Source organism: uncultured Marivita sp. (assembly GCF_947488135.1).
Taxonomy (GTDB): domain Bacteria; phylum Pseudomonadota; class Alphaproteobacteria; order Rhodobacterales; family Rhodobacteraceae; genus Marivita.
On sequence record NZ_CANKYW010000004.1, the window covers coordinates 147703 to 162439 of the forward strand.

General features: G+C 56.6%; 11 protein-coding genes and 1 tRNA gene. 5 read left to right on the forward strand and 7 right to left on the reverse strand.

Annotated features, from left to right (window positions below; translation table 11 throughout):
• Positions 1-53: 53 nt before the first annotated feature.
• Positions 54-644, forward strand: a complete 591-nt coding sequence (locus Q1B16_RS13355) for a hypothetical protein (RefSeq protein WP_299789427.1) — start codon at positions 54-56, stop codon at positions 642-644.
• Between the two features lie 362 nt (positions 645-1006).
• Here the strand turns inward: Q1B16_RS13355 and Q1B16_RS22355 are convergent, their stop codons facing one another.
• From Q1B16_RS22355 to Q1B16_RS13375, 5 genes are read right to left on the reverse strand one after another with little or no spacing between them, the layout of a single operon-like run.
• Positions 1007-1702, reverse strand: coding sequence for a DUF4145 domain-containing protein (locus Q1B16_RS22355; protein WP_366140154.1), 696 nt, complete (start codon positions 1700-1702; stop codon positions 1007-1009).
• 14 nt (positions 1703-1716) lie between these two features.
• Entirely contained in the window at positions 1717-4683 is a 2967-nt protein-coding gene (locus tag Q1B16_RS13360; RefSeq protein WP_299789430.1) for a DEAD/DEAH box helicase family protein, read from the reverse strand.
• Positions 4676-5941, reverse strand: a complete 1266-nt coding sequence (locus tag Q1B16_RS13365) for an HNH endonuclease signature motif containing protein (protein WP_299789433.1) — start codon at positions 5939-5941, stop codon at positions 4676-4678. The genes Q1B16_RS13360 and Q1B16_RS13365 overlap by 8 nt, the downstream gene beginning before the upstream one ends.
• Complete coding sequence (locus Q1B16_RS13370; RefSeq protein ID WP_299789436.1) at positions 5938-7281, reverse strand: restriction endonuclease subunit S; 1344 nt, start codon at positions 7279-7281, stop codon at positions 5938-5940. The genes Q1B16_RS13365 and Q1B16_RS13370 overlap by 4 nt, the downstream gene beginning before the upstream one ends.
• A complete protein-coding gene (locus tag Q1B16_RS13375) occupies positions 7278-9302 on the reverse strand; it encodes a class I SAM-dependent DNA methyltransferase (RefSeq protein ID WP_299789439.1) in 2025 nt (674 codons plus the stop codon). The genes Q1B16_RS13370 and Q1B16_RS13375 overlap by 4 nt, the downstream gene beginning before the upstream one ends.
• 362 nt (positions 9303-9664) lie before the next feature.
• On the opposite strand from Q1B16_RS13375, the gene Q1B16_RS13380 reads away from it, so the two are divergent.
• The 4 genes from Q1B16_RS13380 to Q1B16_RS13395 all read left to right on the forward strand — a co-directional run bounded on the left by Q1B16_RS13380 (position 9665) and on the right by Q1B16_RS13395 (position 12973).
• On the forward strand, positions 9665-10222 hold the full coding sequence (locus Q1B16_RS13380; protein WP_299789442.1) for a recombinase family protein: 558 nt from the start codon (positions 9665-9667) through the stop codon (positions 10220-10222).
• A gap of 814 nt (positions 10223-11036) precedes the next feature.
• Positions 11037-11540 carry a hypothetical protein gene (locus Q1B16_RS13385; RefSeq protein ID WP_299789445.1) on the forward strand — a complete coding sequence of 168 codons (504 nt, stop codon included), beginning with the start codon at positions 11037-11039 and terminating at the stop codon, positions 11538-11540.
• 46 nt (positions 11541-11586) lie between these two features.
• A complete protein-coding gene (locus Q1B16_RS13390) occupies positions 11587-11934 on the forward strand; it encodes a hypothetical protein (RefSeq protein WP_299789448.1) in 348 nt (115 codons plus the stop codon).
• A 34-nt stretch (positions 11935-11968) separates the two neighbouring features.
• Positions 11969-12973: a hypothetical protein gene (locus Q1B16_RS13395; protein WP_299789451.1), complete on the forward strand. Its 1005-nt coding sequence runs from the start codon at positions 11969-11971 to the stop codon at positions 12971-12973.
• 56 nt (positions 12974-13029) lie between these two features.
• On the opposite strand, the gene Q1B16_RS13400 is transcribed toward Q1B16_RS13395, so the two are convergent.
• Positions 13030-14508 carry a tyrosine-type recombinase/integrase gene (locus Q1B16_RS13400; RefSeq protein WP_299789454.1) on the reverse strand — a complete coding sequence of 493 codons (1479 nt, stop codon included), beginning with the start codon at positions 14506-14508 and terminating at the stop codon, positions 13030-13032.
• Positions 14509-14603: 95 nt separating this feature from the next.
• Positions 14604-14678, reverse strand: a tRNA-Asn gene (locus Q1B16_RS13405).
• Between the last annotated feature and the right edge of the window lie 59 nt (positions 14679-14737).

Genomic DNA, 14737 nt, shown 5'->3' on the forward strand with positions numbered 1-14737 from the left:
CAAGCCGATCCTGAGCTAATTGCATTGTTCGCTGCCGAATTTTAGGCGTCAGCATGACAGGTGCAGATGCCGGCGCGGACAGTTTGTCGTGTGCGACAGGAAACGCAACACACGGCGATGTGTATGCCAAGGCGCTGAAAGATGACCTGATAGACACCATTCGCGACAGCGAAGGGCCTAATTTTCAGTCGTTCCAAGTCGTGGCGGTTGGGGTCGATGATCTGTGTCCGATGACGGATAGGAATTACACGTCGATCCTGTTCACCGGCCGCAATCGGCTGGGGTTTGACAGCGCCGCGTGTTGCCGAGGGCATCAAGATCGAAAACCTGCCAAGCGCGGGCAACGGTGGCGGGCAGAAATCCTGCACAGCCGTGTGAACCTTGCGATACATCCGGCCGGCTTCCAATGGTCCGAAGGATCGGTTGTGGGCGACAGTTCGACGATTGCCGAACTTGGCGCTGCTGCGAACGTAAATCGGATTGTCGAGCGCAAGGGCCGTTGGCCTGGGGTTCTTAGTTGCCCGTCTAACGTGAGCGTGGCGGTATCCACACAGACAATGCCAGCGGATTTCGACCTGTCGGCTGCTCACTGGTACGCGCACCGAACGGGCGATTGCTGGTGTGGACGCCATCGCCCGACGTGAAGGTGGCGTGCGGCTGGTGGCGCTGTGAACTGACGCTTCAGCCGAAGGCATCAATCAAGGCTGTGTCTGGGATTTATTCGTCACCCCACGCCAAAATCCACCAAGACCGCCAAGGGCGGTTTAGACTCAGCATCTGCAACCTTGAGGATTTTTGGCTCCGGCGGTAGGCGTGCCGGACATTTTCGACCTGTATCTATCCCTTTGGAAAGCCAAAAGAAACCGCAAAGGTGGTCTCGCATGTATCCCCGAAGGTGCCCCGATTGTATCCCCGGTAACGAAATTAGGGTCAAGCCATTTAACCAAAAGGACGTCACTTGTCCCGCTAGAAGCTAGTAGCCAGAGCCGATAGCGAGTGGAGTCTTCTATGGCTTTTTCTGTTTGCGTCTTGGTCTTTCAGGAGTCCGCTTCCTTAACCTCTCGACACGATTTGGATTGGTGAAGTTACGATCAAGAAAGCTGTGCAAGACTAGGGCGACTACTTCGATATCATTTTCCGTCGGCTTCCAACCTCTATGTGCAGCCGCATTCCCCGCCTGAATTATGGCGTCGAGATCATCTCTCTCCCTTAGAGAGATATGCCCGGTTTCATTGAGAGCGTTAAGCTTTTGTCCAAGTGTAGTATTGTTGGGAGCTACACCCAAAACGTGAGCCGAGTATTCGAACAACGTTCGTGCCATAACGGCAGCAGGGCGGAATAGCTTTGCGGTCCGGCACCGTTCAAAGTCACTTAACAAGCTCGCGATTTCTTTGTCTCCGAACAGTGTCAAGTACAGCGCTCTATCATCGGGCGAACCATACGGTTTGGGGTAGTATTTAGGACCGCCCAAAACGCTTTCGTCGCTACATGACGATCCGAAGAAAACACACTCGCATCCTCCACATTCGAGAATTCTCCAGAACCAGATTACGTTTCCATACTGTTCGCCCAAGTCTTCCGTAGCCGAATGCTCGCGTACGATCTTTGCTCTTCGGTGGTCGGCACAACTCGGGCACACAGCTTGGATGTACTTGCCTTCATTGTTTCGTTCGTTTCCGTGACTTCCAGAAATCCATTCCATCAAAGCTGCCCTCTTTACGTAGCATTTGCCTGCCGTTGCGCGCGTTTAAAGAAATGGCGTGTCGCCTGCTCTCGCGCATCCTTGTCGGTCATCACCACGCTACGCATCTCGTTGTCCTGCTGGAACATCCTCACCATGCCCTGAAAGAAGGCCTGCGAGAACGCGTTGTAGACGACATCGGCGGGGTTGTTCCGCATCATGTCTAGCATGTCTTCGTCGAGGATTTCGCGGTTGACCCTCTCGAAGCGCAGGAAGTCCTCTCGGCTGAAATTCGTTCCGTGGCGCTCGTTGAACGAGTCGATGATCTCCGACAGAGATTTCTCTTCCTCTTCGGTGTAGGGGTTGGCGCCGAATTCGGAAATGGGGTCGAGCTTTTTGGTTTCACCCGCCACGAGCGATGCGCTGCCAGCTTCCCCCTCTTGCAACCGGAACGCAGAAAGCGTCAGCATGTCGTCTGTGATGGTGATGTCGGCTGGGACATCTCTCGATGGCAACAATCGGGTCAGCCACGCTGTGTAGGCATAGAGTTTCTCCAGCCATGCATCATTCAGGAAAGCAACCTGAGCGACGAAGGCGTAAAAACGCTGAAAGCTCTTCAGGAGTTGCCGGAACTCTTCTTGCTGTGCTTCGTCTTCGTCCAGAATGAAACGCTCTACGGCCAACCGTACGGTGCCCTCCAGTTCCAACCTGTCTTGAGTCGTCAGGTCACCCTTGAAGAATCGTTCTGCAAACCGCTCGACCTCGTCATTGGCAACGTAGGCCGAATTGCAGATGCGCTGTTCGAGGTCATAAATCTGGCTTAGGTCGGTGCGCTCTTCCAGTTCTGTTGCTTCAAAGAAGGGCGCAAAGGCCTCCTTGACGTCTTCTGCTGTGTTCTGGAAATCAAGAACGAAGGTCCGTTCCTTGCCGGGATATGTCCGGTTCAACCGGGCAAGCGTCTGGACGGCCTGAAGGCCCGCGAGTTTCTTGTCGACATACATCGCCACGAGCTTTGGCTGGTCGAAACCGGTTTGATACTTTTCTGCGACGACTAGGATTTGGAACTCTTCGCCGTCAAACCTCTTTGGCAGTTCAGTCTCGGCAAACCCGTTGGCCGTGGCTTCTGTCCAGACCTGCCCATCGATGTCGAGGTCGCCGGAAAATGCCACCAAGGCTTTCACGTCCGTGTGCCCGTTGGCTTCGATATAGCGATTGATCTGCTGCCAATACCGAAGGGCATGTTCCCGGCTTTGCGTCACGACCATCGCCTTGGCCGTGCCAGACAGTTCCTTCGAAACATGGCGGCGGAAGTGTTTCACAATGACTTCCACCTTTTGGTCGATGGCCGTCGGATGGAGGGAGGCATAACGGGCAACCCGTGATTGCGCCTTGCGGCCCTTGAAGGCCGGGTCATCCTCGATGGTCTTTTCGAGTTTGTAATACGCCTTGTAGGTCATGTAGTTCTGCAGAACGTCGAGGATGAAACCCTCTTCGATGGCCTGCCGCATTGAATAGAGGTGGAACGGGTGGGGCTTCCCGTCCGAGCCTATGCGCCCGAAGCGTTCCAGCGTGACGTTCCGTGGGGTGGCGGTGAAGGCGAGGAAGGAGATGTTCTTCTGCGGCCCCCGCGCTGCCTGATGCGCCAAGATCATGTCTTCGATGTCATCCGAGCTTCCCGCCTCTCGGGTCAACGCATCGGACATCGCTTGGGCTGCCTTGCCGGATTGCGATGAATGCGCCTCGTCGATGATCACCGCGAAGTTCTTTGAGGATTGCCCTGAGATGGCCTGAAGGTGTTCCGTGCCGAACTTCTGGATGGTCGTGATGATGATGCGGGCCCCGTCTTCGATAGCCTTCTTCAAATCGCGGGACGTGCCGTCGATCTTCTTCACCACTCCCGCTGTCTGGGCGAAGCTACCGATGGTGTTCTGCAACTGCCTGTCCAGCACCAGACGGTCGGTCACGATGATCGCGGTGTCGAACAGCGGGCGGTCCTCAGCGTCATGTAAATTGATGATCTGGTGCGCCGTCCACGCAATGGTGTTCGATTTGCCTGACCCGGCGCTGTGCTGGATGAGGTAGTTCTGCCCAGCGCCTTTGGCCTTCGCATCAGCCAGCAGCTTGCGCACCGCATCCAGTTGCTGAAAACGCGGGAAGATCAGCACTTCCTTCCCGCCGCCTCGCTCCAGATGAATGAAGCGGCCAATGAGGTCCAGCAGAACCTCGCGCGAGAGGATGGCCTTGCCGTCCGGCAGGTCTTTGTAGAGGTAGGCCGTCCGGTTCTCCCCCGGCACATCCGGGTTACCAGCGCCTCCATCACGTCCTCTGTTGAGGGGCAGGAAGCGGGTTTTACCGTTCATCAGCCGCGTGGTCATCGACACGTTGTCTTGGTCCACCGCCAAGTGCACGATAGCGCCGCGTTTGAAGGTCAGCAGGGGTTCACCGCCGGGGGAGCGGTCCTTCTGATACTGGCGTTCGGCGTGTTTGAAATTCTGCTTGGTCAGCAGGTTCTTGACCTCAAGGGTGGCCACCGGGATGCCGTTGACGAAGGTCACCAGATCGATTGCGTTCTTATTCTTCGACGAATAGGTCACCTGACGAATAACCGACAGGATGTTCGCCTCGTAGAGATTGACCAGTTCAGGGTTCAGGTTTGACGCGGGTTTGAAATAGCAGAGCGCAAAGCGGATGTTAGGGACCAGCTTGATGCCGTCCCGCACAACGACATGGGTTGGGTTCTCCTTCAGGGCCTTCTCAAGACGCTTCAGAACCTCGGCCTCAGCTTGTGCGCTGTAGTGGTCTTGAAGCACCTGCCATGCGTCCGGTTGCGTGGTCCTGAGGAACCGAAACAGCAACTCGGTGTCGAGCGCGAGGGAAACGTCATAGTGCGCCGGACAGTCCCGCTCGATGTAGCCCTGCTCGGTGGTCAGGCAGGACACGATATGCGCCTCGAAGACCTTTTCTTGATGAATGTCAGCGGTGGTGTGGGTCTGTTCAGGCATCTTTTTCTGTCTTTAAGAACTGTTCAAAATGAATCTTCAGGTTCTCGGGCGAGACCGTTTGTGTCACCGGTGCGCCGTCAAGGTATTCGTAATTGTTATCCGACAGTCGCTTCGAAAGGCGCACAGTCGATGAGGCCGGTTCAATGCTCCAAAGCAATGCATCGAACATCGAGTGCAAATCTCGACGCAATAGCAGTCCATTGTCGGTCTGGTCTCGAACAGTGCTACCGTTGTGCGGCAATACATGTGCCGCTTCTAACGCTTGCAGCGTCGAACACCCCGTCAGCACACACCGCTCACCATATTCCTTTAGCAGCGCGTTACGAAACTGCCCCTGCACAGGACGGGTCTTTCGCCAGTTCAACCTTCTATTTTCAATCTCCTCCGAAGCGTCTTCAGGCGTCCGAGCGCCTCTTTTTTCAATCAGATTAAGAATTTCCTGATAGTCATTGTCTTCAAGCATCCAAGCGCGGTGATCGCGCCTTGCTTTTGCGGCATCCAAGATTCGCGAACCTGTGGGGCCGTCGTCAAGATCGAGAAAGCCGAACGGATGCAGGATGCGCTCTACATCACCGAGTTGAACGGCGATAAAACCATCCGACTGCCGAGTTGCACCAACCGTCGCGATAGCTGTTAGTCCCCATCCGTCGCCATGACCCCCGTATTCATGTGTCCACACCAACACTTCGTCACCCGGTTCAATTTCTGGAGCTTTGGTGAATTTATCATTGGCAAAGCGAACTGGCCCCGATTTGGGAATGAGAACTTCACCGCCCTCCCAGTCTTCAGAAAGCGATGGTCGGCAAATCCCGTCTGGACAATGCATGTCGCCGTTCACCTTCAACAGGTAACGATGCTTCGAGCGTTTTGGGAGCAAGTGATCCAACACCGAACGTGCATCTTGCTTCGTCTTGACTCCGAAACGAACGAGATCATGGCCCGGAAAGTCGTCGTAATGTTTCAAGTTATGGTTCGCACCGCCTTCGTCGTCGCCCTTCCACTCTTCACCGTTCCATTTCTTCAGCGTTAACTTGGTATCCGATAGTGCAACTTGAGTGGCGTCTTCTGCGCGAACCCAAAGGTTTTGCAGGGTCTTCTTGTCGAACTCGACGCCAATTGGTTTCCCATCCTTGGTCCTATAAACTGCAAGACGCACCTTTACTGATCGCGAAGTCTTTGGTGCAACGGCGGTAATGAAAGGGTGCCCGTCGAGATAGGCGCGAAGGTATTCCCTAAGTTCGTCGATCTCCTGCGTCACGCGCCCATCTCCTCTTGAATGGCGTCGAGGCGGCGGTCGGGGGTGCCGGATTTGGCGTAGGTCGTCACGTCGATTTGACCCGTAACAGCAGAGGTGATCAGGGCGGAGCGGTATTCTTTGAGGCGGTCCATTGTTGCCAACGTCTTCTCGACCAGCTGCGATTTCTTCTCAAAGAACGCATCGATCTCCGTGACCAATGCCGATTGCTCGTCGATTGGCGGCAAGAAGACCGGCACATTGCGTATGTCAAAGATGTTCAGGTGTGGCGAAGTCGCCCCGGTCACGTCTTGTTTCAGGAAGTTGTAGGCGAACTTCCCATTCAGCGACCACATCAAATAGGCAGGAAGGACACGCCCATTTGTGCGGAACATCATCATTCGCTGGCCGAGGCAGAGTTTGGTTTCTGGCGGCACCATCGCCGCTAACCCGAACCTTTCGCCTTCCCGAGTATAGAGGATGTCATCTTCTTTGGGTTCGAGGCGTTGTATCCGGTGCTGATACTCGTCGGCGCTAACGCGCTTCGCGCTGCCTATATCGACTGAACCTCGGGTTAGGTCCGACGTGCGTATTGATGGATACTCACCATCTTCAAGGTGCTCCGGCGTCTCGTGCAGGCAATCCACAATCCTAGAACAGAGGAATTTTAACCGGGTCACTGTCCAATTCACTGGGACGGTTGGATGCCACGCATAACCTGACTGTTTTCTGGGCGTGCCTTCATTCGCTCCAAGCGTCACAAGGTGCGAAACGCGATCTAGAAATTCGTCTTCTACGCCGGAAGCAAACCGCTGCTTTTTCTCGATCAGCAGGTCTAGTCTTGCGGTCTCACGGTCCAGAAAGTCGGCAATCTGGCGTTGGGTCGCGAGGTCGGGACGGTAGACCCAGTCGTTCGGAAAGTCAGCGAACTTCACAGACTGACGAACGCCGCCACCTAGCGAGTAGTAGTGCTTTGCGAGATCAAGCGCCAACAGCGAGTAGAACCAGAAGCGCGGGTCGTTGTCGCGTTGAACCTCGACCGCGTCATACGCCGATGTGATGATGCCGCGTTGGGTGACGAGACCCTGTCGCAGACTGCGCTTGTCGTTTTGAAGGTCCGTCAGTCGGAGCACGATATTACCGGGTTCGACGATCTGATACCCCTCGAAGTTCTCAGGCAGAAGACCATCAGCTGTATCGATATCCTTCTGAATGATGCGCCCGTAACTGAGCGACAGCAGGTTGTCTTCCTTCATCCCAGCATTCTTGTGCCCTCGACGAACGCGGAACACCTGATGCATTTTGTCTAACTGCCAGTCATCCGGTTTGGGTGCTGCATGAACGCGTTCTTGGAGTGTGATCACTCAACCACCTCCTGCAGCAGACCGGCGATTTCTGCTTCGAGCGCCTTCAACTCCGCGTCGATCTCTTCCAGCGGTCTCGGCGGCACGTATTTGTAGAAGTAGCGGTTGAAGTTGATCTCATATCCGACTCGCCCGACGCCGCCATCCTGTGCATCGGTGTAGGTTTCATCCACCCAGGCATCAGGGACGAAGGGGAGAACCTCGCGTTGCACATAGTCGCGCCAGTCCTCGTTCAGCGGCACCAGTTCATGATCGCGCAGATCGGTGTCTGGTTCGGGATTGCCGTGTCTGTCGGTGCAGACCTCGGCATCTTCATCGCGTTCCGACAGCGCCGACAGGATGGCCTTTCGCACCGGCGCACCCACTTTAACATTAGCCGCTTTGAGCGCGCGTGTGAGCGCCTTGTCGAAGTCGTCCCGGTCAATCCACCGCTCGTCTCTTGGCAGGTTCACCAGCAGGGCCTGCATCACGCCGCGCTGTTCTGCTTCCTCAAGGCGCTGGAAGGGCTTCGCATCGCGCAAAGCCTCAAGCCCCTCGCGGGTTACCTGAAAGGCCAGCTTGAGTGGGCGCTCAACCCGGATTTCGCGATACCCGAAGGCTGTGGTGTCGAAGATCTTGGACACGTCCTCCCAGCCCGAATTGCCGTTCAGCATGTCGTGGTAAATACGTGCGATCTCTTCGGTGGCCTCCTCAGGAATTTCCCGACGTTTGGACCCAAGGGATTTCCGCATGGATTTCCAGAAGCGTTCCCCGCTGGCATCGATCAGTTGCACCTTACCGCGCCGCGCGGTGGCCTTGCGGTTGGTCAGCAGCCATACATACGTCTGGATGCCCGTGTTGTAGAAGAGGTCCCTGGGCAGCGCGATGATCGCCTCGACCCAGTCGTTCTCCAGCATCCAGCGGCGGATTTCGCTTTCGCCTGACCCGGCCCCGCCCGTGAAAAGGGGTGACCCGTTCATGACGATACCGATGCGCGACCCTTGCTCGTCGTTACGCATCTTCGAGATCATGTGCTGCAGGAACAGAAGCTGCCCGTCCGAGATACGGGGAAGGCCCGCGCCAAACCGCCCGTCCATGCCCATCTCTGCCGCCTCGTCCTTGATTGGGTCAGCGTATTTCTTCCAATCCACGCCATAGGGCGGGTTGGACAGCATGTAGTGAAAGCGTTTGCCCTTATGCGCGTCCTGCGTGAGCGTGTTGCCATAAGCGATGTTCTCGGGGTTGTGGCCCGTCACCAGCATGTCGGACTTGCAGATCGCGAAGGACTCGGGGTTCAGTTCCTGCCCGAAGAGTTCGACCCGGATGCGCTCGTTCAGCGCCTTCATTTCCATCTCGGCCAGTGACAGCATACCCCCGGTGCCCGCTGCCGGGTCATAGACCTGACGGATGACACCGCTGCCCGTCAAGGCATCCCGGTCGTTGATCAAGAGCAGTGACACGATCAGGCGGATGACCTCGCGTGGCGTGTAATGTTCCCCGGCGGTCTCGTTCGAGATTTCCGAGAAGCGCCGGATGAGGTCTTCGAACAGATACCCCATCTCGAGGTTGGAAATCGCGTCCGGGTGCAGGTCGATCTGGGTGAAACGGTCGAAGACCTGATACAGCAGCCCCGCGTCGTTCAGGCGCTTCAGTTGGTCCGTGAACAGGAACTTGTCGAGGAACACGTCACGGACATTGCCGGAGAACTTGGTGATGTAGTCGATCAGGTTCTTGTGGATGTCCTTGGCGTCTTGCCCTTTGAGGGACGCAAAGGTGAACCGGGACAGGTTGTAAAGCTGGATGTTCTGACCCACCACGCCAGACAGCAGCGTGTCGCGGGCCTCGTCGTCCATGTCCTCGGGTAGAGTTGCGGCCATCTCAAGGACGGCGGGCTTGGTTTCCTCAAGGATGCAATCCAGACGGCGCAGAACGACGAAAGGCAGGATGACCTTGCCATACTCAGACTGCTTGAAGTCGCCCCGAAGGAGTTCTGCGATGGACCAGACGAACGACCCCAGCGACTTGATGTCTGCACTGCTCATGTTGTTTTTTGCTTTCCCTGTAGGTTGTTGCAGGCAGGATGGCGCAAATCTCCTAAGGGTTGCAACCTTCATGGTCGCCTTGGGGCGGCTCTTGGGAGTAGCCCGATTTATTTCACCGCAAAAATCTGACAGCCCAAGATAGATAGCGCAGCCCGCGTGTCCCCCCCCCGTGGGGGTGGCAGCGGCATGGCCACGCTGCCGATAGGTCGATGCTTTGTTCCCAATAGATCAAGCCTTTTGGGACGCCCCAAGAGTTAGACCGAAGGGTGTCCCAAATCAATGGTGTTGACAGTTTCGGGACAGATCGTCTAGAGGGTCTTAAACCCTATTGGCACAGACCTGTTTCGGAAGGACACCAGACCATGTTGATTGGATATGCCCGCACCTCCACCCTTGATCAGAAGGCTGGCCTTGAGGCCCAACTCCGCGACCTTGCAAAGGAAGGCGTCGAGAAGGTCTTTCAAGAGCAAGTGTCGTCAGTGGACATGGTGAAGCGCGAACGTCTCACAGAGGCTCTAGACTACCTCCGAGAGGGGGACACGCTGGTGGTCACGAAGCTGGACCGTTTGGCGCGATCTGTGGCGCACCTGATGGAGGTCTTGGGGGCTATAGAGGCCAAGGGTGCACACCTTCGCATCCTCTCCATGAACATCGACACAGGCACCGCAACGGGCAAGCTCATGTTGTCCATCATGGGCAGCGTGGCGGAGTTTGAACGGTCAATCATGTTGGAACGCCAGAGAGAGGGCATCGCTAAGGCGAAGGCGGCTGGCAAGTATACCGGCAGGAAGCCGACGGCGATGGCGAAGTCCGAGGAGGTCCTAAAGCTGCACCGAGAGGGTGTCGGCGGGACGGCGATTGCCCTCAAGCTGGGCATCGGTCGGTCGAGTGTCTATCGCATTCTCGAAAGCGCAGAGTGAGGGCGCAGGCGTCGATCTACAGGAGCCGCGTAGAGGGCCGCTGCAGGGCAGCCTTGGTCGAAGACTAGAGAAGAGGTTGCCACGCAGACGAGATGGACTCCAGCACCCCTCCCAGCGCCTCCACGGGGCATCCCCGAGGCGCACCTACCTCTGACTGACACGCGGCAGCTTGAAGGCCCTTGGAGGTCGCAGAAAGGGGCTTCTGAGACGGGTCTGGCAGACGATGCGCAAACATCTGAAAATAGACGATTTCCAATTAACCCACCCCCTTGCCCTATCCCTGAGCTATTCCCCTTAGAGGTGATCTTAAAGGGAACCTTCGAGTGTTCATGCTCAGGCTGATCGTGTTGCATGAGAGTGTGCTGACGGTCTTCGTCTTCTTGGCGATAGCCAAGCTAGAATGACCCTTCGCAAGAGACCCCTTACAGTTCACCTTCAAGCGTCAACCAAGCGACCCCAAGTTCTCTTTTGTCGTTTTGACACAATTAACCCACCCCCTTGCCCTAGTAGACCTGTCTGAGCGGCTGTCATGAACCTTATGCACAGGAACCCATGCAGCTAGGCGATGAAGACGAAGGGGTCTTGGAAGGCACAGGGCAGACTTAGCTGGAAAGGGTCTGTCCGAAGTTCGCCATGCAGTGACTGTCACGTCGCTTTCCTTTGAGGCCCGCCTCGGGTGTCCCATTGCGGTTGCCTGAGGCTGGTTTCACCAGTCACGTCAGTGTGAGGGGGCGAAGTCCATCTTTTTCCCGCTTTGTCACACGACTTCGAACACTCCTCAGCTCCCCTATACGCCCACCTTAGGACACCCAAAATGAACTCTTCGATCATCCCCGAAGGCGGCAGCTTCGTCGTCTACAAGACCCACATCATCCGCACTCAGAAACACCAAGGGCAGACACTCTATGCCCTCAGGGACATCTTGGCAGCCGCTGGATATGCGACCCGCAGCGTTGCCCGCGTCAGTCAACTCATGGCCGACGCCGCGCCGGGACTGGTGGTCCACCTTCGTCATGCGTCGATACCGGCATTCATGACCTTCGGTGACGATACAGCCGTCAGAGCAATGATGGCACGACGCGCCCGTCAGGAAGCCTCAGAGTTCCTCTCATGGTTCAACTCAGATCGTGCCTCCGAAAGACCCATCCCTTCGAGCGTAGCGAAAGCTCTGACCATCAAATCTATCAAGAGAGACAAAGCTCAGGTCACCGCCGAGGACACTGTAACGCTTTCGTTAGGAACCCTGTTGGGTCTCCTTAAGCTGCTCTCAGAGGAACACGACCAGAATGCGTCGTTCTCCGAGAAGCTGACGCGCTGACGCCAATATGCAGCAACACTCTCAAATCCCGCCGAAAGCTCATCCCATGACAATCTACAATCGACCTGTGAAGACTGCTGCAACGCGCAAGGGGGAGAAAGCCCGCCGTCGCTGGTCTACGGCGCTCCGTTCTTCGGCATTCCGTCATCTATCGCCCGTTGAGGTCATGCTGAATGAAGAAGCCGCTATTGGAGACCTTCGACAGCATCCCGGACAGGAACGCGCAGCGTGGACGACCATGCGTGTGCGTATCGACCAAGCCGCACTCTTGGACCTCTTGCGTCAAAGACACCTCCGCAACACCGGCAAAGAGTTATCGCGCGCCGAAGCTCTGGCCGCAATCATGTCCGATGGTCTCGAAGCGCTCGTTAATAGAGACGAGTTCAGAGCCTGACTGGACATCTTCAAACATCAAAGGAAACAGCATCATGTCCGAATGGTTCACTGCCGACGGCACTCCCTCACCATCAACCAGCAACCTGACGCCCGAAGCTTTCTTCGCGGAAGAACCCGCATCCCGCGCCCGATATGAAGTCGGTGGACGCGGCCTTGAAGTCAAAACGCCGTTCGACGGTGGGGCAGCACGTCTCGTGGCATCCCAGAACACTGAATACCAAGCCGGGGAAGACCTTGGCTATCAGGGGTCAATCATCGGGTCTGCCAAGACCGAAGGTGGCAGCCCCATCGTCAACCGTAAGGTCACTCTACAGGACCGCGTTACGTTGCCTGGTGGCATGACGACCAACGTAGCGGCTGCCGTCCAGATCGGCCTTCTGGTCCGCAATGCCGATGGCAGCTTCTCCGATGTGGTCCAGCCGGAGACCCTCAAGAACCCCGCCGAAATAGCCCGATATGGCGCGCCTGAGGGTGGCCCCGAAGCGGAACCCGAGGCGGCAGAACAGGCCTTCGACCTCGGGGATGCCGGACGGGAAGCTCTGAGCGTCCTCTCCGAAACCACCATGCCCGGTGACCAGATACGCGCCATGGACGAAGTGCTGCAGCTTGGCGGGGTCTCCGAGAACACCATGGCGCGGCTTGCCTCTCAGGCAGGCATGGAACCCGAACAGATGGGGGAGATCATCAACACGCTGCACCAAGCCTACTACGACGCGGCGACAGACCATCTGGCAGCCCACGGGGTCACTAATGAAGACGCCTTTGAGGCTTTCTTAGGAGACAATCCGAGGCTGGCCCGAGAGGTTCTCGATGGTGCGCGGGCGCTGGTCATGACGAACGACACTAACGCCCTGACCGATGTGGCTGACGCCTTCCTTGAACAGGCCGACCGCTACATGCCTCAGGACGTAACCGCTGCGCTAAACGAGGTAGGTTTACCCTATCGCATGGACGGTGGACGGGTCTTCGTCAACTTCGACGGACAGGACGTGCCGTGGAGTATCGCAGTGCGTCAGAAGCTCCTGAAGTTCCTTTAGATTGCCCGGCGGGGAGGGGCCGATGCTCCTCTCCCTCTACCTTCTAGGGGGCCGCCTTAAGGCAATTCCCACGCTCCCTCTGGGGCCAGCGCTAAGGCTGCCTCAAGGGCTGCTTGTGTGCCGCGTAGTCGATCATCCAAGCCGCCATAGTAGCGGTTCCCTACTGATGCCTCAGCATGTCCCAAAATGCGGTTCTCGTCCCGCTCCGACGCACCACTCTGGCCTAGCCACGACTTCACGTTGTGCCGCAGAGAATAGACGACGTGCCGACGGTCTTTGGTCTCTTTGCGAAGGTGGCTCATTAACGCACTGGAGACCGCATCCGGGCCGCCTTCGCGGGCATAACGAGGAAACAAAGCTTGCGATGATTTGTGCTCACCACGTGTGGCGTCTAGCGCCTCCTTCGCTGCAACGAGGCCGTCTCCCACGAGTGGCACAGGGCGCACTGAGGTCTTTGTTTTCAACTGACGCTCATCGTTCCACCTTACCCATAAATGCGGGGCCGCATGGCTTAGAACAACGTCTTCGATCTGCAGACCAGTGATCTCTGCACCACGGCACCCGGTGGCTTGGAGTAGCCGCCAAATCAACCGAAGCTCAGGGATACGTACGTGAGTTAGTATGCGGTGTCTAACGGCTAGAAGCACATCATCTGGCAAGGGGTCACGTTCTTCCCACTCACTTCTCGGAGCTTTCATTACAGAAGGGGGTAGCGAGAGTTTTTCAAAGGGATTGAACGCTTCCCTGCGTAAGTCGAACTCAGTGATACCTAGAGAGATCATTGCCTTGATACTGTTGATTTCTCTTTGAACCGATGCTGGGGAAAGCAGCCCATTACCGCTCGCTTTTGGTGCGGACAATAGATCATCTCGAACCTTCCTTGCGTGCTCACGGTTCAGCGACCTTAGCGGCAGGCTATCGAGGGGTCCGAGCGAAGTCTCCAATCGGCGCTTGATCTTGTTGAAGGTATTACGTGCTGACCTATTCGGGTTTGCACCGAGACGCTCGCGCTCATAGACCTTGGCGGCATCGGCTAGGGTCACTGGGGGTGGTGTTGCACTGGGCTGAATTACCGCGCGGTACAGCAATGGGTCACCGTTTCGGCGCTCGATGTCCTCAGCAATGATCTGGCGTCGCTCTTCGTCTCCTCCGTCCCCGAAGTGGTCGGCAAAAACACCTCGGACAGACCGGACCAACGCCTCTGCTTCGTCGCGCATGTCTTCCCACTTTTCACGCTCAGTGCGTGGATCGTCGATGCTCGACCAAGCCTTCTGCTTGTAGAGTTCCAAGCCGCTATCGCCATAGGCCTCAGGAACACCGTCACGGGCATCAGCCACCAAGCGCGCAAAGGCAGCCTCAAGCGCAGCATGCTCCGCAACCAGATCAGCGTTTAATTGCTGAACTCGAAGTCGGCAGCGAAAGAAAGGCTCTTTGGAGGATGGATAGTGGTGTTTGAGGTCAGTTGGGATGCGACGACTGTAGACGTACTTGCCCTTGTTAATGACCACGTTGTCTAGCTTCATCACCAGCGCCATGATTGGATGTATCCCCGATGTATCCCGTAATGTGGCCCTCGGGGGCCATGCAAGCCCTTGTTTCTAGGACTTTCAGTGGGATAGCTCGAAGAAATTGGCTCCGGCGGTAGGGATCGAACCTACGACCAATTGATTAACAGTCAACTGCTCTACCGCTGAGCTACGCCGGAACACGAGGCGGGGTTTAGCAACAGTGGTGCGGCGCGTCCAGAGGGTTTGGCGAAAAAAA